General features: G+C 35.9%; 17 protein-coding genes and 3 pseudogenes. 7 read left to right on the forward strand and 13 right to left on the reverse strand.

The window, feature by feature from the left end; genetic code table 11:
• The first annotated feature begins 5 nt into the window (after window positions 1-5).
• Entirely contained in the window at window positions 6-2,120 is a 2,115-nt protein-coding gene (locus CTY47_RS14515) for an HRDC domain-containing protein (RefSeq protein WP_099465494.1), read from the forward strand.
• Window positions 2,121-2,209: 89 nt separating this feature from the next.
• Here the strand turns inward: CTY47_RS14515 and CTY47_RS14520 are convergent, their stop codons facing one another.
• Window positions 2,210-2,833: a DUF4923 family protein gene (locus CTY47_RS14520; protein WP_099465495.1), complete on the reverse strand. Its 624-nt coding sequence runs from the start codon at window positions 2,831-2,833 to the stop codon at window positions 2,210-2,212.
• A gap of 212 nt (window positions 2,834-3,045) precedes the next feature.
• Window positions 3,046-4,044 carry a class II fructose-bisphosphate aldolase gene (locus tag CTY47_RS14525; RefSeq protein WP_099465496.1) on the reverse strand — a complete coding sequence of 333 codons (999 nt, stop codon included), beginning with the start codon at window positions 4,042-4,044 and terminating at the stop codon, window positions 3,046-3,048.
• A 221-nt stretch (window positions 4,045-4,265) separates the two neighbouring features.
• Between CTY47_RS14525 and CTY47_RS14530 the strand changes: the two genes are divergently transcribed.
• From CTY47_RS14530 to CTY47_RS14545, 4 genes and pseudogenes are all read left to right on the forward strand, one after another.
• Window positions 4,266-4,517: a type B 50S ribosomal protein L31 gene (locus CTY47_RS14530; RefSeq protein ID WP_099465497.1), complete on the forward strand. Its 252-nt coding sequence runs from the start codon at window positions 4,266-4,268 to the stop codon at window positions 4,515-4,517.
• 230 nt (window positions 4,518-4,747) lie between these two features.
• Window positions 4,748-5,845, forward strand: a complete 1,098-nt coding sequence (locus tag CTY47_RS14535; protein ID WP_099465498.1) for a phosphotransferase enzyme family protein — start codon at window positions 4,748-4,750, stop codon at window positions 5,843-5,845.
• A gap of 345 nt (window positions 5,846-6,190) precedes the next feature.
• A pseudogene (locus CTY47_RS14540) lies at window positions 6,191-6,355 on the forward strand (TolC family protein); the annotation flags it as partial.
• A 430-nt stretch (window positions 6,356-6,785) separates the two neighbouring features.
• On the forward strand, window positions 6,786-7,835 hold the full coding sequence (locus tag CTY47_RS14545) for a hypothetical protein (RefSeq protein WP_099465499.1): 1,050 nt from the start codon (window positions 6,786-6,788) through the stop codon (window positions 7,833-7,835).
• A gap of 446 nt (window positions 7,836-8,281) precedes the next feature.
• On the opposite strand, the gene CTY47_RS14550 is transcribed toward CTY47_RS14545, so the two are convergent.
• From CTY47_RS14550 to CTY47_RS14590, 9 genes are all read right to left on the reverse strand, one after another.
• A complete protein-coding gene (locus tag CTY47_RS14550; protein WP_199163434.1) occupies window positions 8,282-9,646 on the reverse strand; it encodes an enolase C-terminal domain-like protein in 1,365 nt (454 codons plus the stop codon).
• Window positions 9,647-9,762: 116 nt separating this feature from the next.
• Entirely contained in the window at window positions 9,763-11,130 is a 1,368-nt protein-coding gene (locus CTY47_RS14555) for a Gfo/Idh/MocA family oxidoreductase (protein WP_099465501.1), read from the reverse strand.
• 30 nt (window positions 11,131-11,160) lie between these two features.
• A complete protein-coding gene (locus CTY47_RS14560; RefSeq protein ID WP_158228542.1) occupies window positions 11,161-11,991 on the reverse strand; it encodes a DUF4886 domain-containing protein in 831 nt (276 codons plus the stop codon).
• 19 nt (window positions 11,992-12,010) lie between these two features.
• Window positions 12,011-14,020, reverse strand: coding sequence for an FAD-dependent oxidoreductase (locus tag CTY47_RS14565; RefSeq protein ID WP_199163435.1), 2,010 nt, complete (start codon window positions 14,018-14,020; stop codon window positions 12,011-12,013).
• A gap of 19 nt (window positions 14,021-14,039) precedes the next feature.
• Window positions 14,040-15,740 carry a RagB/SusD family nutrient uptake outer membrane protein gene (locus CTY47_RS14570; protein WP_158228543.1) on the reverse strand — a complete coding sequence of 567 codons (1,701 nt, stop codon included), beginning with the start codon at window positions 15,738-15,740 and terminating at the stop codon, window positions 14,040-14,042.
• A 21-nt stretch (window positions 15,741-15,761) separates the two neighbouring features.
• The gene (locus CTY47_RS14575) at window positions 15,762-19,055 is read right to left on the reverse strand and encodes a TonB-dependent receptor (protein ID WP_158228544.1); all 3,294 of its coding nucleotides are present in this window, start codon (window positions 19,053-19,055) and stop codon (window positions 15,762-15,764) included.
• A 220-nt stretch (window positions 19,056-19,275) separates the two neighbouring features.
• Entirely contained in the window at window positions 19,276-20,214 is a 939-nt protein-coding gene (locus CTY47_RS14580; protein ID WP_099465505.1) for a FecR family protein, read from the reverse strand.
• 152 nt (window positions 20,215-20,366) lie between these two features.
• On the reverse strand, window positions 20,367-20,933 hold the full coding sequence (locus tag CTY47_RS14585) for an RNA polymerase sigma-70 factor (RefSeq protein ID WP_199163436.1): 567 nt from the start codon (window positions 20,931-20,933) through the stop codon (window positions 20,367-20,369).
• A 156-nt stretch (window positions 20,934-21,089) separates the two neighbouring features.
• Entirely contained in the window at window positions 21,090-21,617 is a 528-nt protein-coding gene (locus CTY47_RS14590) for a DJ-1/PfpI family protein (RefSeq protein WP_099465506.1), read from the reverse strand.
• A gap of 166 nt (window positions 21,618-21,783) precedes the next feature.
• Between CTY47_RS14590 and CTY47_RS14595 the strand changes: the two genes are divergently transcribed.
• Both CTY47_RS14595 and metF read left to right on the forward strand, forming a co-directional pair.
• Complete coding sequence (locus CTY47_RS14595; protein WP_099465507.1) at window positions 21,784-22,149, forward strand: winged helix-turn-helix transcriptional regulator; 366 nt, start codon at window positions 21,784-21,786, stop codon at window positions 22,147-22,149.
• A gap of 50 nt (window positions 22,150-22,199) precedes the next feature.
• On the forward strand, window positions 22,200-23,150 hold the full coding sequence (gene metF / locus CTY47_RS14600; RefSeq protein WP_099465508.1) for a methylenetetrahydrofolate reductase [NAD(P)H]: 951 nt from the start codon (window positions 22,200-22,202) through the stop codon (window positions 23,148-23,150).
• Between the two features lie 74 nt (window positions 23,151-23,224).
• Here the strand turns inward: metF and aspA are convergent.
• A pseudogene (aspA, locus tag CTY47_RS14605) lies at window positions 23,225-23,437 on the reverse strand (aspartate ammonia-lyase); the annotation flags it as partial.
• Window positions 23,438-23,487: 50 nt separating this feature from the next.
• Window positions 23,488-23,773 (reverse strand): annotated as a pseudogene (locus CTY47_RS14610) (L-asparaginase 1); the annotation flags it as partial.

A 23,773-nucleotide genomic window follows, 5' to 3' on the forward strand; every position in this document is an offset into this window, starting at 1 on the left:
GCGGTATGTATACAAATGTAGAATCAGACCTTGCCCTTAATTTCATCCAGTATACCGGGACCAACTTATTTCTTACAGGCAAGGCAGGAACAGGAAAAACCACTTTCTTGAAAAAGTTAAAAGAACTCTCACCCAAACGCATGATTGTAGTAGCCCCCACAGGAGTTGCTGCCATAAACGCAGGAGGAGTAACAATCCATTCGTTTTTCCAACTTCCTTTTGGTCCTTATATTCCCAATAATAACGGAAATACCAATCAACAACAAAACAAATTCAGTAAAGAAAAAATAAACATCATCCGTAGCCTTGACCTATTGGTAATAGATGAAATCAGCATGGTGAGGGCAGATTTGCTGGATGCTGTAAGTGATATACTCAGAAGATTTAAAGATCACAATAAACCTTTCGGAGGCATACAATTACTTCTTATCGGTGATATACAACAACTAGCCCCTGTAATTAAAGAAGAGGAATGGAATCTGCTAAAAGAACATTACGCATCTACATTCTTTTTTGATAGCAAGGCTCTTGCTGAAAGCAATTATTTATGTATAGAATTGACACATGTTTACAGACAAGATGATGATACATTTATCCAATTACTAAATAATATACGCGAAAATCATTTTGACGATAATACATTGAATTTATTAAACCAACGCTATATTCCCAATTTTCAGCCCAAAGATAAAGACGGATATATCACTCTGACAACCCATAATTATCTGGCACAGCAAATAAATAATAAAAAATTAGACGAATTACCCGGGCAACTTTATACATTCACCGCTGAAATAAAAGATGATTTCCCCGCATATTCTTATCCAACTGAGGAAACATTAGAATTAAAATGTGGCGCTCAGGTCATGTTTGTAAAAAATGACTCTTCCTCAGGACGGAGGTATTATAACGGAAAAATCGGAAAAATTGTCTTCATCAACAATAATAAGATAATCGTATCAGACGAGTCAGGCCATGAAATCAATGTTGAAAAAGAAAAATGGAATAATATAATATACACTATAGATAACGAGTCCAAGGAAATAACGGAGACTATTTCAGGAACATTCTGTCAATATCCGCTGAAAACGGCCTGGGCCATTACAATTCATAAAAGCCAGGGATTGACATTTGAACATGCCATTATCGACGCCGGTGCAGCATTCTCGCATGGACAGGTATATGTTGCATTAAGTCGTTGCAAAGCACTGGAAGGAGTGGTTTTAAGTAATCCGATCACTCGCAACGGCATAATAAATGATTATCGCATACAAGATTTTATTTCATCCATAAATCAAAAACGCCCTGATAACAAACAATTTCAGGAAGCACAACGGAATTACTTCTTAAAACTAGCAACTGAGTTATTTTTATTTGGAAGTATCCAACTACGATTACAGTACGCATCACAAGTAATTTTCCACTATTTGCAAAAGTTATATCCGGAATTGTGTAACCTTTATGCCACAACAAAAGAACAATTCCGTACAAATGTAACTGAAGTAGGTGAGCGTTTCCGGCAACAACTAACCCGTCTTATTTCAGAATACCCTAATAACTACCAAGAAAATAAAATCATACAAGAACGTATTCAAAAAGGCATAGCTTACTTCATAGACGAAAACACAAAATATTCGGTTCCATTACTTAAAGCCTCCCATATAGAAGTAGACAATAAAGAAGCACGCAAAAGCATAACCCGCGCGGTAGATAGTCTGGCTGAAGAGTTTAGAATAAAAATTCAAACACTAAAAGCTTGCCAGGATGAATTTAGTGTTATACGCTATTTAACAGCTAAAGCGAAGGCTAGTATGGAACAAACATCTCGTATAACCAGAAAAAAATCCGAAAAAGTTTCTCTCAAAGAAGATGAAAGTACCGTAAATACAACTGATATAAAAAATGCAACTCTATATTTTCAACTCCAGAAATGGCGCAAGGAAAAAGCAGCTGCAAAAGAATTGCCGGTTTATACCATTTTACAACAAAAAGCCATAATAGGTATATCCAATGTTTTGCCATCAAGTAACAAAGAATTATTATCAATTCCGGGTATAGGAAAAAAAATCATTGAAGTATACGGAGATGAGTTATTAAAAATTGTATCGCAATATAAATAGTAAAGCCGGGAAAATTCCCGGCTTTACTATTTACCTTCTATAATTCACAGTCTATTATTTTTTTGTTTTTCTACTATCGTTATTCTTTTCTACTTCTTCAAATCAAATCCCAATAACATTCCATCATATTGCTCCGCAAGTTTGTTAATAGTCTGCAATGTCGTATTCCCTGATATTGCAGAAACAGTTGAAAGGAACTTCAAAAGTTTATCTGCATTGAATAATAAAGTAAGTTCGTCACCCGAAAGAACCACATGTGCAGTAAGTGTAATAACCGAAAGCTTATTTTTTTTACCTAGCGAATAATGAAATGAAACTGTTTTTTCATCTTCGTTAAAAGAATATTTTCCATTAAGTGTACCCTTTCTCAGTGCATTAGTAAATGTTGAATCAGAATTAAAAGTATAATTAAAAACACCTTCAACTATACCAATCTTTGCACAATATTCCTTCATTTTCTTCTCAACTTCATTAGTAGCAAAACTACCTGCAACATTCTTCAAAGCATTATCACCTGTCAATTGAACCGCAGGATTCTCGTAAATCCATTTTCCTTGCAAATTCTCAATTGTTAATTTCTTGCCTCCGGTAACAGCAGTAACTGCTCCCTTAACAGCTGAAGAATTTAATATATCTTTGATTGACTGACCATACATTGTACATGGCACAAACATAACAAACATTGCAATAATTAATAATCCAACTTTTCTCATCACATTATAAATTTAGCTCATTTAATTAATCCTGCACAAAGATATAAATTATTATCTCTACATTTATTTTACATTTTTCGAAAGCAAATAATCAAGGATTACCGCAACCCTCCCTAACTAATAAAACAAAAACAGGCTGTCTGAAATTTATCAGACAACCTGTTCATTATTTTAGTATACAGGAAAGCTATAAGCCTCCTGTCTTGCTCAAATTACAACTTATCGTTTGAACCCAATACGTTAATAATTTTGTGCTTGTACAATTTTTCCATATTGTCACGAGCCGGACCCAGATATTTACGAGGATCGAATTCGGCTGGCTTTTCTGCAAAAGTCTGACGAATTGCAGCAGTCATAGCCAAACGAGAGTCTGAGTCGATATTGATTTTGCAAACTGCAGAAGTAGCAGCTTTACGCAGCCATTCTTCTGGAATACCGATTGCAGCCTTCAGGTTACCACCAAATTTGTTGATAGTTTCAACTTCTTCCTGAGGAACAGAAGATGACCCGTGAAGAACGATAGGGAATCCCGGAAGTTTTTCCATAACAGCATCCAATACTTCAAATGCCAATGGAGGAGGAACCATCTTACCTGTAGCAGGATCGATATGGCACTGTTCAGGAGTAAACTTATAAGCACCGTGAGAAGTACCGATAGAGATAGCCAAAGAATCGCAACCTGTGCGAGTAGCAAAATCGATTACTTCTTCAGGGTCTGTATATGTATGGTGGTCTGCAGAAACTTCATCTTCTACACCAGCCAATACGCCAAGTTCTCCCTCTACAGTTACATCAAACTGATGAGCGTAATCTACCACTTTCTTTGTCAAAGCAACGTTTTCTTCGTAAGGAAGATGAGAACCATCAATCATTACAGAAGAGAAACCTGAGTCGATACAGCTTTTGCAAGTTTCAAACGTATCACCATGATCCAAGTGAAGAACAATCTGAGGATTCGGGCAACCCAATTCCTTTGCATATTCTACAGCACCCTGAGCCATGTAACGAAGCAATGTTGCATTTGCATACTGACGTGCACCCTTAGATACCTGCAGGATAACCGGAGATTTTGTTTCTACTGCAGCCTTGATGATAGCCTGCATTTGTTCCATGTTATTGAAGTTAAAAGCAGGAATTGCATATCCGCCTTTAATAGCCTTTGCAAACATTTCTTTTGTGTTTACAAGACCCAGTTCTTTGTAATTTACCATTGTAGTATATGTTATTACGTTAATGATTGAAAATTTCCCACAAAGATAATAACTATCCGAATACTATTATGCTATTAAACATATAAAATAACACAAAATCAAATAGAAGAGAAAAAAAATAAGATTTTCTTTGTTTGTTCAACTCTAATCCATACCTTTGCAAGCCAATTTACCGGTTACCAAACAGATAAGAACATAAATTAAATATAGATAAGAAAGCAATGAAAAAAGGTATTCATCCTGAAAATTATCGTCCTGTAGTATTCAAGGACATGTCTAACGAGGATACATTTATCACTCGTTCTACTATCAACGCAAAAGAAACTATCGTACTTGATGGTGTTGAATATCCGTTGATAAAGATAGAAATTTCAAACACTTCTCACCCGTTCTACACTGGTAAGTCTAAGTTGGTGGATACAGCAGGACGTGTTGATAAGTTCATGAGCCGTTACGGTAACCGCAAAAAATAAAAAACTTCGTTTTATAACGATAAAGAAAAGGGTTGTCATTTAAAATGGCAACCCTTTTCTTTTATCATTCACCAATTAAATTCTTCACCATAGTACCCGGCACTTTTTGCAGAACATAAACTTATCTTTTGCAGAACAGGCAAATGCCATTATCAATATAAAAAACCTTGCCTTTTCAGCGATATTTGTATATTTGTGCTTTTAAAGCTATATTAATTGAAAATAATACCATGACAAAAACGAAAGAACAATTACTAAACATCCTTGGTCAGTTTCAACTGGCAGAAAAGGTAGTTTCCGCCGAACCTTTCGGAAACGGACACATTAACGATACGCTAAAAGTAACAAACGAAAAAGGAGAAATCAAATACGTATTGCAACGTATAAACCACCTGATTTTCACAAACGTGGATATGTTGCAAAATAACATACACACAGTTACTTCACATATCCGCAAAAAACTGGAGGCCAAAGGGGAAAACGATATAGACCGTAAGGTGTTGACTTTCTTGCCAACCAAAGAAGGAAAATTATACTATTTTGATGGAGATAGCTACTGGCGTGTATGCCTGTTCATTCCCGGCAGTAAAAGTTACGAAGAAGTTACACCCGAACTGTCCTATGAAGCAGGGAAAGCATTCGGTGATTTCCAATCCATGCTTGCCGATATTCCCGAAGGAACATTAGGAGAAACCATTCCCAACTTTCACAACATGGAGTTTCGCCTCCAACAGTTTCACGATGCAATCAAGGCTAATGCAGCAAACCGTCTGGACGAAGTGAAAGATATTGTAGATGAAGTAGAGAAACGTGCCGAAGCCATGTGCATACAGGAACGGCTTTATCGCGAAGGTAAATTGAAAAAACGTACAAACCATTGCGATACAAAAGTAAACAATATGATGTTTGATGCTGCAACAGACAAAGTTCTTTGCGTAATAGACCTGGATACTGTAATGCCCGGATTTGTTCTATCTGATATAGGCGATTTTATCCGTACGGGAGCTAATACCGGAGCCGAAGACGATGAAAATCCGGATAACGTAGAAGTAAATCTGGAAATCTTCAAGGCTTATACCCGTGGATATATGGAAACAGCCCAATCATTCCTAACTCCGAAGGAAATCAAATTATTGCCTTATGGCGGACGTTTGCTCACCTATATGCAGACTGTTCGCTTCCTGACAGACTATATAAACGGTGATACCTATTATAAAATACACAGCCCAAAACACAATCTGATCCGCACCAAAGCACAATTCAAGCTACTGCAGAGTCTGGAAGCTCACGCTACGGAAATGGATGGATTCATGAACCAGTGGCTATGAAGAATGCTATAAGGAGATGTATCAAAAGTCTGTTTTATGTAATAGCATACATAAACAAATAACTTCCCCTTCAAATTTTTATAACTATGAAAAAAAAGTTTTATACTAATGAAACTTTTTTTTCATAGTTATAAAACTAAATAAAGCTAACTAATATCCGAAGCCTTTATACTCGTCCTATACTCCAAAGGTGAAACACCTTTATGCTTTTTAAAGAACTTACCGAAAGAAGGCTACCAAATGTTCCTCTTTATAATATGTATTTAATAACTGTATAAACAGAAACACCAACATATCTGCAAGAAAAAATACGCCGTATCCAAGTTTGAGCCTGCAAAAGATTGGCATTTGCCCTCTTTATCTCTCACTCCGCAAGGAACATTGAGTAATTTTGACGGAAGCAAGACTGCTAAAAGCTATCAATTAGCCGCCTCTGCCAGTTGGGAGATCGACATTTTCGGTAAATTGACCAATGCAAAGCGTGATGCCAAAGCAGCATTAACACAAGCCTTCTATGCCACCAACGAAGCACGTGCTTACTTCTATCCCAACATCACGTTAAGCGGTGTAGCCGGTTGGACAAACAGCGGAAGAGGAAGTTTTAAATAAAAATGGAAAAAATATCATTTTATAGAACTAAGCCAATATTATCAAATAAGTATTATTACTTCATCCTCAAAACCATATATTTTACCATTCCAAACTGTTTATTTGAAAATAATTAATTTAGTTTAGTTCATTCTCCTATTTTTATTAACTTGCCGCTTTGTTTAAATATATAAAGTAAAAAAACCATGTACAAGATTAAAGCAGATATAGAATACTTAATAATAAAAAGAAGTTTAATAGGATTTTTTTATTCGCAACTATTAGCCTGACAATAAATGCGCAGACTATAGCAGAACAAACAAAACTCAAACAAAGGATAGAATTCAGGCAAATGTGTGAAAAAGCCATATCAGATGCAGAAACAGATAATCCTAATAGTTTATCTAAAGCTTTGTGGATAACTTCTGCATTTAATTTTAAGGGTATTAATGTAGATTCCCTTTTGGATAAATTAATTGCAAATTATGATAATCTATCCATGGAAAACAAATATGCTTTACTTGCTGTTCTAGCCGAATATCCATACTCTGAAAAAAGATTTATTTTAAATAAAGCAATAAAGGAAAATCAACCCAAACTTTCTTTATTAGCATATTCAATCTTACACCAAAAATGTGATAATGTTGACACTAACAATACTGTTTATGATGATAAAACCTGGTCTTTAATAAAAGAACAGATTAATGAATCCGCCTACCAAATGGAACTTTCCAATAACCAACTTCAAGAGTGTATTTCTTATATAAAACAAAATTATCCTATACAATATCATTTAATCGTATTAACCAGAGCAGACCGGAATATCCCTGCCAAAGTCTATATATTAGCTCCTGGAGATTCTACGTTAAAAGGAAAAGAATGTCTATCATATTTAGCACGTTCTGCATATAATATATTACCTTATTTCACAAACGGGAACACACCTTGCGGAGTTTTCAAAATAATAAAAAAATCTGTCAGTTCAAATAATTTTATAGGCCCTACAACAACTTTAGTAACAGAATTACCTTATGAATCTTCTGTAAAAGAATGGAATAACACAGCAAACAATTGGTCTGAAAAGGTCTATGAAAACATGTGGCCTGCCAGTATTTGCAAAATACCTATATTATGGCAAGCTTATCTCTCAGGAAAAGTTGGGCGCAGTGAGATTATTGTACACGGTTCTACCATTGATCCATATTTCTTCAGAGAAGAACCATATTTTCCGCTTACACCATCTTTAGGATGTTTGTCTGCTTTGGAATTATGGGATATGAATACGGGAGGTTATTTAGAAAGCCATCAAAAAAGACTCGTAGACAAACTTCCTGATTGCACAGAAAAGTTAGGATTTATGTATGTCTTACAAATTGACGAAAATGCATACAGGAAAAATTAGTAATTTAAATATTCCCTATTAATAGAAGCCTCTATCCAAGTGGATAATTAAGGTTGGTAAGCTAATACAAACTTTGACATGCCTTGAAAAACATAACCGGATTTGCATTGTTATCCAGTTTCAATTTCTTATGCAATCATAAGCAAGCATTTCCATGAGTATTTTCTAACGAAAAAATTATTTTAAATCCGGTCAAAGAACAATCCGATAATATCCACAGGGCTAAATCCGACCTCGAACTATTTCCTTTGGTATTAGACCTGCATAAACTTATCAGAGAGAATACTCCTATCGTACAGCAACTAAAAATAAAACAATACGACAGGAATTATTTAGCCGTGCCGATCTTATTTCTGCCATCCGTTTACCAAATAATCTCTTTAAAGATAATGCAGGGACAGAGATTGGGAGTGATCTTATTATTCTACAAAAAAAACAATCTATCATTAAGGCCTACAACTTAATTTTTTTATTTCAAATAAGCTATTATAATGTTTAGAATCACCAAAAACACCTCCACCCGATAAGAAAAATTCTTCATCCAAATTAAAGATTCCTTGATTCATTTTTGTCCATTTTTTTTCGAATGAAGGACTGTATGTTTGCATCAAATTCCAATTCTTATAATTTTGATTTCCATTTGTTTCTACCAATCCCATCTCAGAATTCAACTCCGGAAACGGAGACAATCGAGCTGCAAAATTCTTATTCCATTCAACCAATAGAGGCGAAACTGTTAGATCAGCACAAATACAAGGAATGTTGTTTTCGTATGCAGCACTAGCGATTTTAATACTCATACTTACGGTTTTTGCAATCGCTTTCAATGCAATCGCCCTATATCCCATTCCGATACGAATAAGAGCATCTTCTTCGGTATGAGCACTTTCATCAGCTGCAATTCTAAGTTCTATATCATGAACATCTATTTCATTATTCTCTGGAAAAGGCTCTTCAATTACTGCCACTTGCTCATAAGCACCTATTTTACGCAAATGATTAATGAATCGTAATAAGGTATCTTTCGACTCGTACCTTCCGTTAGCATCGAAATAATACAGAACTTTTCCATTTTTGGTATATGGAGTAGAAGTTTTCCCAATTGTTTTATGGATCAGACTTATCCGTTCACAATCTTTTCTTAACATCTCATCTTGTGTTCCGGGTTGCCCAATCTTAATTTTCAAGAAGAAATGGCCATCAGAAACAATCTTCAGGATTTCTCCAGGAGATACATTGTATGATATCAACGGAGTAATTGCTAATTGTTTGTGTTTGAATGAAAAAGCTTTTTTGTATTTACCCGGAATCATATCATCAAAAAGAGTTACACCATTTTCAGCAGCATACAACAACCAAACTGCATTATCAACACAAACCAAAGAATTCAATACAAAGGTTTTTTTTAAATTAGGATTCCCGGTTATACTCTTCCCGTAATCATAAAGCTCATCATAAATAGAATCTAACAAATCAATGGGAGATCGAAACATTTTGCCTTTTATGAGACTCAGAGCTCTTTCTGTTATAGCCAACATTAAAGAATTGCCTTCACTTTCTGAATGCTTTACAAAAACAGACGAATCACTCCACAAAATACTCTGTGTACCCGTTCCAATTTTTCGTATGCCAGACTCACTTGTCAAACAACAAACGGATTGCCACAACTCATTTATAAAACCTCCTTTAAATCCTAAAGGACGAATCAAAGGTTCCCTTTCTACTTTTAAATTGGCATTTGAAATCTTAATTTTCCTATTGATTGCCTGATTTGTACTACAACTACTAAACATCCCATTGGAACCTATCATTCCTGCAGCTATAGCACTCAACTCCTTCATAAAAAACCGTCTATTCATAATTCTGCAAATTAAACTCTACTGTCTTGATTTCCCAATCCCAGACAGTAGAGTATCTAATTAATTAGTTATAAAGTCCATGGTTCTCTATATTCGTAATGCAACAAATCATTGGCTTTATCACAATTTGTTATTCGCTCAGCTACTGGATCCCAAATAATTCTTTGTTTAACTTCCAATGCTATATTTGCTAATAAAGCAAAAGATGAAGAACGATAACTCTGTTCAATAGAAGAAACCGGAGTTTTTCTCGATCTAACACAATCTATAAAATCAGTAACATGCTTCAATGCCAAATCTTCTCTTGGAGCATCATACTCTTCAGCTTCAAAAGGTTTTTCCCAGTTTTGGAACTGTCCGGGACGAGCAGGGTACAATCTATAACCTGCATCTCCTAAATAGAGACAGCCTTTTGTTCCGATGATTTCAATATTACCAAATTTTAATCCAGGAGCAGTTGCTGTTTCGCAAACTCTGAAATTAAATATTTTCCCTGAAGCAAATTCATAGGTAATTTCCATATTTTCAGGAATATCTCTATCATCTTTGATAATATGATTCGTTCCTAGTGCTGTAATAGCTACCGGAGCATTTTCTCCTACGAGCCAATGAACAACATCAATATAGTGTGAACCATTATTCGCTATCTGAGAAGAATAATCTTTCCACCATCTGAACATATACGGAGCAATATTGTATTGATATTCTCTATAAGGTTTCGGGCCTAACCACATATCCCAATTAAAATCTTTAGGAGGCTGTTCCGGCTTCATTCTGCCAATACCATTCGGAGTCATATTGCTAAAGTAATGAGATGAAATCATTGATACTTCTCCTATTTTACCGCTTTTAATAATCTCCGGAATTTTATTATATAAAGCCGAACAACGTCTAACGTATCCAACACTAGCAACTCGATTGTTTCTTTTTACTGCTTCAACAATCTTTCTGCCTTCATAAACAGTCATTGAAACCGGTTTTTCCAAATAAATATCCTTACCGGCGTCCACTGAATTTATCGCTTGCAAAGCATGCCAATGGTCTGGTGTTGCAATACACACAGCATCTACATCTTTATCATCCAACAATTTACGATAATCCTCATATCTTGCAACATTCGAATCCAACTGTTCATTCATTTTAGGAACCGGACGTCCTTTAGGTAAGAAGAACCGAGTATTCACTTTTTCATATTGACGATACAAATAAGGCTTATACAAATCGCACAAAGCAGTTACTTTAACATCCGGCACTTTCAAAAATGCCTCCAATAACTGGCTACCACGATTACCTACACCAATAAATCCCATTCTTACACGATCATTCGCTCCCAAAATACTTTTTTTAGCATCAATCGTAGGGAATCCCATACCAACAGTCAAACCGGCAGCAGCTAAAGATGTTTTCTTTATAAAATCTCTACGTGTTGTACTCATAATCTTAACTTTAAATTGCAATACCTAATTTTACTTGCTAAAATTTACTTTAAATCCCTTCTTAACAGCCGTATGAGCCGCTTTTTTTGCAGCCAAGGCCTCCTCTTCTGATAGTTCAGAAGGTTTGTATTTAATTTTCAAAGCCGATTCTTTAAACAAAGTCTCATACCATACGCATGCTGCAGCATATCTTCCCAATACGTTAAGATGGAAACCGTCTCTGTTTACCGATTCTCCATTTGTTTCTCTTAGCAATTGGATTGCATTTCCTGAAAAAAATATTTTTTTAATTTTTTCTTGTTTGGTTACTCGAGAAACATTCACATTTATGGAATCAAGCATCTCTCGTTGGTCGTTATGATAATACTTAAAACCTTTGTGTTCAGAATAAACCGGATAAGCCCATGTTTGGTGGAAATAGATTTGAAAATTCCAGTTCAACTCATTTTTAAGAAAAGAAATAATTTCTTTTGTATATGGGTAATAAGAATCGTACATTCCTTGCAAGTGGCTCACTTGTTGAATTGAAACACAATTCCACTTTTCATCATCAATAAAATCGTTCAGGTTGACCATTCTTGTAGTCGTTCGTTCACCTAAAACACTTTTTATATAAAAATACTCCTTTACCGACTCTTTAATGTTATTTGCATGGCGTTCTAATGAACACCCACCTTTTATGATGTTTCCATATATTAAGCATTTATTCTGAGATTTAGCTATCGTATCCAAATACTCCATTGCATCGATACTGAAACTATTTCCTATTGCCAATACTCTTAATGTATCTGTAGAATTTTTAGCAAAGGCACAGATTGTCACAAAAGATAATCCAAGCACTATATTAAATAATCTTTTCATATTCATTTAATTAAAAATTCTATTTATCTGATTCAACGGGAACTAATAATATAGCATCAGCAAAAATAGGTCCTGTAGATGCATCACCTAAAATTTTAATTATTGAATCACCAAATCCTTTTTCGAACGAGTATTTACCAAGACTCACCCAAGAAGTTTTACTCAATCTAGGATCAATCTCTGCCATCTTTTTGCCATCTTTACATTGTATCTCAAAAACCATCTTACCAGGCATACTATCATCTGAAATATTGGTACAATAGAAATAGACTTCGTAAACACTTGCTTTCTTTACAACCGGTTTAAACGACAAATGAGAACTACCGCCGGTATTAGGAGACCAAAGGAAACTATTCTTATAATGAGCACCTATTTGTTTACTCCAACCACCTGATCTACTTATCTTATCGATATCGGCATCATCAACAAGAATTTCTGCAATAGAGCCATCCAGATAAGGATTGTCTTTTAAAATGTTTCGAAGTTTGGTTACATCAATTTCCTGCACTCTACATTTTTGATCTATTGCCAAAGTTGCAGCCACACCGGCAGATTGTCCTAACACCATAAACACCGGTTCCATACGAATAGAACCGTAAGCTATATGTGAAGAAGATACACAAACGGGAACCAATAAATTGGAACACTCTTCGCGCTTTGGAGTAATACTTTTATAGGAAATAAAATAAGGTTGAAAACCATGATATTCCACATCTCCTTCATTTTTCACCATACCATTAACAACAACACGTTGACAATTGTGTGAATCCATTCCATAAGCTGCCATACCGATTGCGTCTCCAACAGATTCTTCTCCCATACAGTTCTTTTGGGTCATAATATATTCACCATTCATTCGTCTTGCTTCACGAATATATAACTGTGTTGGAAAATTGCCATTATCAACAAACTCGTCTTTTGCCCAACCATACTTCAAAACTTCATTTCTCAATTCAATAGGAACACGTTCATCATGAGTTAGAAAATACATCAATCCTTTTGTATAATCTACATGCTCTTGCCAGATACGTTCTCTTGTTTCATAATTCCCATCAGGATAATCATAATTCATACCTATCATATCTGTTGAAAGAGGCCCTTTATTATTCACATCATATTTGCCTTCGTTTACACCCACATCTTTTATAAGCAAATAATTTGCGATGTTAGAATCCATCTTCTTCATAGCTCTGGCCAACAGCTCATATTTATCAGGATCATAATTATCTGGTTTTGCAAAAGGACGTGAATTGTTTTTATCATCTGAAAGACACAAACGAAAATTATAAGCTTGTATCAATTGGTCTCCTTTGCCTATCTCATTCAATTTTTGATTTTGAATACCCCAACATAAACCACTTTCAGGATCTCCTTCAACACGATAAGGGTCAACTCCATCAGGGAATTGATGCCAAATTGACATTTGAGAACCATTCAATGTTTCATCGTATTTACCATTGTCTTCACGACCAATAAAATAAGAAACTCCCGATTTTGCCATTAAATCTCCTTCATAAGAACAATCGATATATTGTTTTGCCTCGATTTGAAGTAACTCTCCTTCGTCCGGATACCGGGAATCTTCCAGTGCAATAGATTTGATAACCGTATTTACCACATTAGCCTCTACTATGCGTCTGTAATAAATCACATCGATATTTGCATCCTTCACATATTGATCCATTAGTTTGAAAGCTGCGCTTGGGGCAAATCTCCATTGTTCAAATTTCCCATAATAACGACCAAGATCACGATAAAATTTACGTGCAAGGCCTGTTATTGCAAATTTGTTTCCAATATCAGTAGCTCCCAGGCCACCTGTAGTCATTCCTCCGAGATATTTTCCCGGTTCAATAATTACAACCGATTTCCCCATTTTTTTTGCCGAGTATGCAGCGATCACACCTGAAGCTGTTCCTCCGTATACACAAACATCATATTTTTTAATATCTCCATTTGTTTCGTGACTATTACAGGATATAAAAAGACATACCAGTAACAAACACGAACTAATCATTTTTTGTATCATAATATTTAGCTTCATTTAATTAGTACCCATTATTTTGCTTTATGGCAGCATTCGTTTCCATTTCTGTCAAAGGAATCGGCCATAAGTAATCTCTATTCGGATTAAATGTACGGTTATCGACTAACCGCATTTTATATTCAGAAGATTCGCCTGGTTTAGCAATTATGCTATCATCATAATAAGCATTCCCATATGAATCTATTCTGGGAGGCTGATCCGGATATCCTTTACTCATCCTTCCCAATAAAGGTTGGTTCATAACATCTTCTGCTATTCCCCACCTTCTGATATCAAATAACCGGAATCCTTCCGATGCTAATTCGTATTTACGTTCACGACATACGGCATAGAATAATTCTACTGGATCTGTTGTTGTAATACCTGGCATTTTAACCGATTCCCGACTTCTCACTTTATTTATAGCATCTAATACCGACTGATCGATCTCTCCTGCCTTTATTTTCGCTTCAGCATATATTAACAGAACTTCAGCATAACGAATCACAATAGCATTTGTTTCACATAAATTAGAAGTTAGTCGGTCTTCTACATTCGCGTATTTTCTCCAGCAGATTCCCGTATAAGTGGAATATGGATTACTGCTGTTATTCGCGTCTTTATTTACTATACGTGTAGGGGTTTCTGTCAGATAATTCCATATTAGTATACTATCTGCATGTGTTTCAAATTGATATCCTAGAAATTCTGAGCCGGGAACAGCAATTGTATAATATAAACGGGGATCTCTGTTTTCCCAGGGTTTTTGAGGATCATATAATGGAGATTTATCAATGGGCAATCCGTCTATACATTCATATGAATCGGCCATCTGATAGGCAGGTTTCTTATTTGTAAAGCCACCGGCAGTTCGTGAACCTATTAATCGATACATCGTATGTACTTTATCCGGATTCATATATTGAATGGAAAATATAATTTCTTTGGAACTTTGGCCATCTTTCCTAAAAAGAAGAGAATAATCGTCTTCCAAACCATATAAATCGCCTTCCATTGCCATCACCCCTGATGCTGCGGAGATCGCCTCCTGCCATCTTTCATTATATAAGGCAATCCGCGCTTTTAAAGCTAATGCGGCACCTTTTGAAGCTTTACCGGAAAGAGGTTTATGTTCTTCCGGCAATATATCTGCCGCTTCTGTCAACTCCTGTAATAAAAAATCGACAGTAGTCGATTTGGGGGTATTCGCTACTTGAGATGTTTCTAAAGATACTACATCTAAAATAAGAGGGACATCCCCAAACAATTCTATTAAGTTGGAGTAATAATAAGCCCTTAAAAATTTGGCTTCTGCTTCAATTTTATCATATACGGCCAGAGGGACATTTTCTTTGCCTCTATTCATATTGTTGATCAAAAAATTACAACGTGCGATACCTTCGTAAAACTCTGTCCAATATAATGCAGCTATTTTATTAGAAGGAGTGCCTGCCCCTTGTCCCATTTTTAACAAATCATTGGCATCTCGTTCATATCCTATGTCTGATGCACAATCATATGCAAACATAAAAGGCATATTATTCCACTGAGTCCAAAGAATATTATAACAGCCAGTAAGGGCCATTTGCATTTCATTTTCATTCCTCAAAAAAGATTCATCCGAGGGAGCGTCCAGTGGTTCTTTATCTAAAAAGTCCACACAAGACAATGTGCTTAAAATAAGCAACAAACTAAAAATATATATATTTATTTTTTTCATCATTATCATATTATTAATGAATAACTAAAATCTCACTTGTACACCAAACGATACTACTTTACACATAGGATAGAAATTGCCTATACCGACAGGAGCTTCCGGGTCATATCCTTCCCAAAAATCAGTAAAAGTCAATAAATTTTCGCCACTTAAATAAAACCTGACATTATCCAAATAGATCTTTTTAGCAATATCTTTCGGTATTGTATATCCTATTTGAATATTTTTCAATCGTACGTAAGCTGCACTTTTTTTCCAGAATGAAGAATGCTCGGTATTATTCACAGTATTAAAATACAACCTTGGAAAGGAAGCATTCCTGTTTGTTTCTGTCCAATAATCTTTATGGATTTCCATGGCTGTACCTCCCACATAAAATGGCATAATACCCTGTCCGTATAAATACCCATCTCTTTTTCCGACACCTTGTAAAAGCATACTGAAATCTATACCCTTATAATTTGCAGCAAGAGACAATCCAAATGTAAAACGAGGAATCTGATTTCCTATAACAACTTTATCATCATCATTAATAATACCATCATTGGCATCCGGAATGCCATCGCTATTGGTATCCACCGTTAGTTGATCTTTATATTTGATATCTCCTGGAGCGAATCCGGTAAATTGTGTTGCATATTTATAGCTTCCATCACTATTATAATCTTCCGGTTGGATATACCCGATAGCCTCATAGCCATAAATTGCATTTATAGGAGCACCTTCTCTTATGATAGTCAGTCCGGGGGGTGTATTACCTCTTGTTACTTTATTACGAACATCCGATAAATTAAAAGCAATCCTATAATTGAAATCACTGATTTTATCCGCATAAGAGACATCTATATCCCATCCTTTATTTTCAACTTCTGCCATATTTTGTACCGGCTTGGATACCCCTGCCGATAGAGGTATATCTACTTCAAAAAGAATATCTTTTGTTTTTCTATAATACCAATCGGCTGTCACATTTAATTTATTCCATAAAGTAACATCCAGTCCTACTCCTGTCATTGTTGTGGTTTCCCAGGTTAACTCTTTATTTGCCATTTGCGTTATTCCGGCTCCGGAAGTAGAAACTCCATCAAATACATAAGGAAGTCCTAAGGAAACATATTGGAAATAAGGATAATATCCTGTAGCATCCTGATTACCTAACTTTCCCCATGATGCTCTTAGTTTCAAATTATTCAAGACACCCTTCATCTTTTCCATAAAAGACTCTTCAGAAATACGCCATCCTACCGAAAAAGAAGGAAAAGCTCCCCATCTTTTATTGGATGCAAAACGAGAAGTCCCATCATATCTTAAATTAGCTTCAAATAAATATTTCCCTGCATAATCATAACCTAAACGGCCAAAATAAGAGCGTAAAGAAAGTTCGCCCCCTGTTCCGGTATTTAGTTGCCCGTCCGTACCACCTGCATTCAATACAGGATATTCTGGATAGATATAATTTTTACGTGTTGCCGTTACATTCGTATATTCTATTTGTCTTTGTTCATAACCAAATAATATTGTAAAACCATGGTTCCCAAAACTTCTGGAAGCCGTACCTGTCAATGTTACCTGATTAGTCAGCCCCTTCTGTATATATTCAATCAATGATGACTGAGTAGGATTTGTGTAAGCAACAGAGCCATCCGGATTATATGAAGTGACAGCTTTATTAAATGTAGATCTGAAATTTTGATAATAATTAGCATTATAATTTCCTTGAACTACAATCCAGTCTAACGGTTTATAGGTCAATCCTAGATTTATTATAGCAGAAGGATCTTCTTTCTTCTCAAGCCCTCCATCTTTGGCAAATGCAACTGGGTTATCTCCATTCCATCCTTGTCCCCATTGTCCATTGGATAATACGGATTGCTGGGTTGCCGGTACACGTATAGCCCATCTAAAAGCTTCCGTTCCGGTGCGGGAAGGTTGATATCGCTTATTCATACCCAAAAAGATATCCAATTGAGCTGAAAGATTCCGGTTAATTTCATAATCTGTATTTAAACGCATCGTATACCGTTTGAGTTTGAGATTTTCAATAAGTCCGTTTTGTTCTAAATATCCAATACTGCCAATGGCCTTCACTTTTTTTGTTCCACCAGATAATATGATTTGATGATTTTGCATAAATCCGTCATTCGACATTAACTCATCCAGCCAATCCGTATCTGGATAATTATCAGGATCAGTAAGCCTTTTCGAAGCATATTCATTAATATACTCTTCCGTGAAATTAGTCGTTATTCCAGCATTGGTGTTAGCCACATTTAATAGCCTCATATGGTCTAAAGCGTTTACCTTTTTAGGTGTTTTAGTGGCAGATTGCCATCCTACCCATCCATTATACGACACAGACAAACTTTCCTGACTCGCCCTTTTAGTTTTAACCAAAATAACGCCATTAGCCGCCCGGCTACCATAGATGGCCGATGCTGCGGCATCTTTTAAAACAGATATCGATTCTATCCAACTGGGATCTAAACTATTGATCGGCATTTCTACTCCGTCTACCAATAATAAAGGATCCTGATTATTCAAGGTCGTAATACCCCTTATACGCATAGTTCCTCCATCGTCTCCCGGTTGTCCACTGGTTTGCTGTATAGTCAATCCGGGGACTGCACCTTGCAATGCCATTGAAGTCTGAGAAACCTGACGTGTTTTTATTTTATCCATATCTACCGATACAACAGAACCGGTCAGATTTACTTTCTTTTGTATACCGTATCCCACAACAACTACTTCATCCAGAGTTTGTAAGTCTTCTTTTAAGTTAATAAGTAAATTTGTTTGGTCATTGTAGGTGATTTCTTGGGTTACATATCCGATATACGAAATTTGAATGATATTCCCCTTCCGGATATTTTCTAACGTAAATTTTCCATCTATATCCGTAATAGCACCATTGGCACCTCCTTTAACGACTACATTCGCTCCGATAATCGGTTCGCCTTTCGAATCAAGGATTGTTCCTGTTATTTTTCTTCCGGTCTGCTGAGAAATAGTTGATATATTGTTTTTAGTCAGAATGATATGACTCCCTTCTACCTTGTAGATAATGTTTGTCCCTTTAAAAATGTTATTCAACACGGATGCAACCGTTTCCTTATCCGCATAGATAGAGATATTTTTATTTGTATCGACGTTTTTTTTGTCGTACACAAATAAATAATCGGTTTGTGACTCGATCTCATTGAGAACTTCAATAATTGCTGTATTTCGCTTGACCAATGAAATTTTCTCATTTTGAGAACTTACGTTTTCTGCAAATAGCGAAAAAACAATCCCGAATAGTAGAAAAGTGGATATCTTCATCTTTCGTTTTAGATGTTTTTTACTTGAAAAAGGTATTAGAAATAAATTATTTATCATACTTTTGTAAATGATTAAAGGTTAATACTGAGATTTAAAAGTCGTAGTTGCAGCAAGTCTCATGTTAGCTTATGTCCGAAGATTGTCCCCACTCTCTTCGGACACTTTTTGTATCACGTTTATGAACTATCCATCATAATTTGAATCTTTAGTATTTACAATTTTATTTAATGAGAATGGTTTTGTCTTTTTCATCTCTATCGAAAGAAAATTTTACGTCTTTCTGTAACACTTTCAATGCATACTCTATTCCGTCGCTTTGCCGGAATTTTCCAGTACAATGATAGTTTAATACTTTGGTATTCTCTATTTTGATATGTACATCATAGTATAGAGAGAATTTCTCCATCAATGTCTCAAACGGCACATCATCTAAGTAGATCTGGCCATCTTTCCATCTAAAGCGGTCGAGATTGTCTATTGCCTGTTTGCGTAATAAACCGTCTACCTCGCTCACTTTCCCTTTGGTTTTAAGAATGATATGATTTTTTTCATTCGCTTTAGAGGATACATCTATTGATCCATTGAGCAGGGCTGCTTCGAATGTATTAGCTTCGTGATCATAGGCATACACGTTAAAAGTCGTACCCAATACTTTAATGTCATACTTTTTAGTCTTTACGATAAAAGGTTTCCGGGTATCTTTGGTGACCTCGAAGAAACCTTCTCCGTTCAGTTCGACTTCACGTGATTTGCTACCGAAGGAAGTCGGGTAGGTAAATGAACTGTTGGAATTCAACCACACTTTAGTCCCATCTTCCAAGATAAGTTGCACACGTTGTCCGGCAGGAACCAAGACAGCTTGCAGACCTTCCGTATCTTCTGACGGCATATTGAGTAATGTCCATGAAAGAGTAATTAATAATGCGACGGATGCTGCGATACCAGCAAACTTCCATAAATTAAAGGAACGTTTTCGGTTGAAGGAAACGGGCTGGCTTTCTGTCGATTTATAGTTGACTAATATCGCATTCCAGACCATGCGTTCTTTCAAGTACTCATGGTGGTTCTCTGTCGATGCTTCCGCCCAGTCCATGATCAGCTTCTCTTCTTCCGGAGTTGTATTCCCTCTGAAATATGTATGTAATAATTCTTTTTCCACTGTTATCCGATTGGAGGTTTTAGTTCCTCCTCATTATAATAACACGCTTTACAAGAAATACCCTAAACTATAAAGATTTTTTTTATGAAAATCCACCGTCATGTACTACTACGAGCAATCAATTCTATTTTCGATAACGCCGAAAAAACAAATCAGAAACAATCTAAAAGGATCAGTAGCGGTAAATAATCCTTTAAGCGTAAACGTAATATTTTTTGTGTTTTGGAAATATGATACTCTACGGTTTTGATGTTAATGTCCAACTCTTCGGCAATTTTCCGGTTAGTTTTGTTTTCAAATCTGCTTTTCCTGAAAATGAGGCGGCTTTGCTCCGGCAGTTCGCCCAATGCCTTACGGATGATTTCCCGCATTTCAGTTGTGAACAGTTCTGAAGGATCACATGATTCTAAGGAAGAAATACGGAAATTCAATTCCCTGACACTATGACTAAGCAACAGTTCCTCCGCTTCCGTTTTTACATTCAGATGCCGTAAATAGTTTAATGCCTTGTTTTTTACCGAAGTAAGAATATAAGCTGGAATATTCGTGTCGGATGGAAGTTCATGGCGTTTCTCCCAATAGTGCATCATCGCTTCCACATAAATGTCTTCGCTGACAACCCTGTCACGTATATAGGAATTGGCAAACAAGGTAAAAGGCTCTTTGTACTTCTCAAAGAGTATGGAAAATAATCTCATATCTGTCTGTTGCTCTTCCATAACGTTATTAGATTATTGAACGCAAAGATATTAATAAAACTATAGAATGACACAAAAATACGTACAAAGATAAACATCTATAAACATAAGCCGTATCCCTATCTCAATTCTCTACAAACATGTATTAATGCCCCGTATACAAAAAAAGTTATACTTTTATTTCAATACTTCAATCAATTCTGGCATTAATAAAGAAACAGAATGTTCACATTGTGCAGTATAGAAATTCCCATCCGCAACAAAGGCATCATCCGTTGCTACACCATTCAGGATAGCTGGCTTAGCCAAAGGATGAACAGCCAATTTTCTGCCTTTATCCACTCCGGCTATTTCAAACATCAGTGCAGCAGCACAATGCCCAACCATTAACTTGCCCTTATCTGCAAACTCTTTAATTACTGCCAATAAATCTACATTATATGCTTCCGAAGCATGTTCTTTAAATACAGGCACTGCATCACCACATGAAAATACCAAAGCATCATAATCATCAGCATGACCTATTAAATTTTTTACAACATCATCAGCCTGGATCATTATACCAGAATTCGTACGTATGTTTTTTCCATCGGAAACTGCATACACTTTATATGGAATACCATTTTCGAAAAAAGATTCCAGATACTGAAACAAACCATATCCATTTACCGGATTAACTGCTAAAACTGCTACTTGCTTTGCCATAACATTATAAAATTAGATGAGACAATAGTTATTAATAGTAAGTTTATTACTTTTGTATCGCAAATATATACTGACTCTTTCATGCGAACAAGAAGGCACATAAAAGTCAGTCACTTACATTGAAGTAACTAATATTGAAACACAATCCATTAGAACAGGTTAAATTATGCAAAATTTTCACCCTACGGGATTTTGCCCGATCCGTGACATAATAAGCCGCCTCAGCAGTAAATGGGGTATGCTTATCCTGATTACTCTAAATGCCAACAATACGATGCGATTCAATGACATTCAAAAAAGTATCGGAGACATTTCACAACGTATGCTTACAGTTACTCTTCGTGCATTGGAAGCTGATGGATTAGTCAGCCGAACCATCTATGCGGAAGTTCCGCCACGTGTCGAATATAAACTTACCGAAAGAGGGAATAGTTTGATTCCTCTTTTAAAGAATCTTGTAGACTGGGCAATCGCAAATACCGACGCTATCCTGCAGGAACGAACAGACAAAGAATACGAAGAAACTGTTTGATTGTAAAAACAGGTAAGATTTATTACTTTTGCAACAAAATAAAACACAATATGAAAGTAATCGACTTGATAAAAAGCAGTAAAAGCACTGCCTTTTCTTTTGAAATACTACCTCCTTTAAAAGGAAATAGTATTCAAAAAGTTTACAACGTAATTGATAAACTCAGGGAATTTAATCCTAAATACATTAATATAACCTCCCATCACAGCGAATCCATATATAAAACATTATCGGACGGAAACCTCCAAAAGGTAAACATCCGTAAACGTCCCGGATCTGTAGCAATTGCGTCTGCCATACAATACAAATATGGAATTACAGCGGTGCCACATATTATATGTAAAGGATTTACAAAAGATGAAACGGAATATGCTTTAATCGATCTCAACTTTCTGGGTGTTTACGATCTGTTATTATTGAGAGGAGACATAAAAACGTTAGATGCCGACCAAAAGACCAACCAATACCATGAACATGCTACTGATTTACAGAAGCAGGTAAACAATTTCAATAAAGGAATTGCCATAGACGGTTCGGCATTTGAAGCAAATGAAACTCCGTTTTCGTATGGAATGGCGTGCTATCCCGAAAAGCACGAAGAAGCTCCCAACATGGAATCTGATATCTTTTACCTGAAAGAAAAGGTTAAAAACGGAGCCGATTATCTGGTAACACAAATGTTTTTCGATAATGAAAAATATTATGCTTTCGTAGAACGCTGTCGCAAAGAGGGTATTACTGTTCCTATTATTCCGGGAATCAAGCCGATAGTATTCAAAAATCAACTGACCGTACTTCCTAAAATATTTCGTTCCGACATACCGGAAGCCTTTGCTTGCGAACTCCGCAAATGTAAAAACGACGAAGAAGCTAAAGAAGTTGGTGTTGAATGGTGTATTCAACAATGTAAAGACCTGATCGCACATGGTGTGCCGAGCCTCCATTTTTATACGATGATGGCTTCGGACAGTGTTCAAAAGATAGCAAAAGAAATATATTAAAAGAAAGGGCGTATTATATACATATCTATAATACGCCCTTTCCTGTTTGATTTTTATATGCTATCTTCTCGGTTTAATCCCAGTTGATAATTGGCCATAGCTGCAGCCATTTTAGTAATAGCCAAACCATTTATAAACAACGGATATTCATTAAGATGGAATTTGCTAATTGAAAAATTTTCAATTCCACGCAATGTCTGTACACCATATAAAGCACCGTCAGGAACTTCCTTAGCTCCAATCAAATCGCTTTCAGTTCGAGTTTTTCCTGTAATTTCAGTATTCATGTCTTTCGTTTTTAATATCGATTTATGTTTTTATAAACTTAATTCTTATTTCATAGATAACCATTTTCGGGTATCGTTATTTCTCCTATTAAAGAACAATTCATATGTTCTTTCACTTGATCAGCGGTCAGCCCCTCTCCAAAAAGAAACATTAATTTAGCAACAGCACACTCTGTTGTACTGTCAAAGCCACTAATAACACCTGTCTCCAACAATTTGTATCCGGTTTCATAACGATGCATCTCCACACTTCCTGCACGGCACTGCGTTATATTTACAATAACAAGTCCCCTGTCTACCCCTTCTTTCAATAGATTTAAAAACCATTCGTCACAA

The sequence above is a fragment of the Parabacteroides provencensis genome (assembly GCF_900232875.1).
Classification (GTDB): Bacteria; Bacteroidota; Bacteroidia; order Bacteroidales; family Tannerellaceae; genus Parabacteroides; species Parabacteroides chinchillae.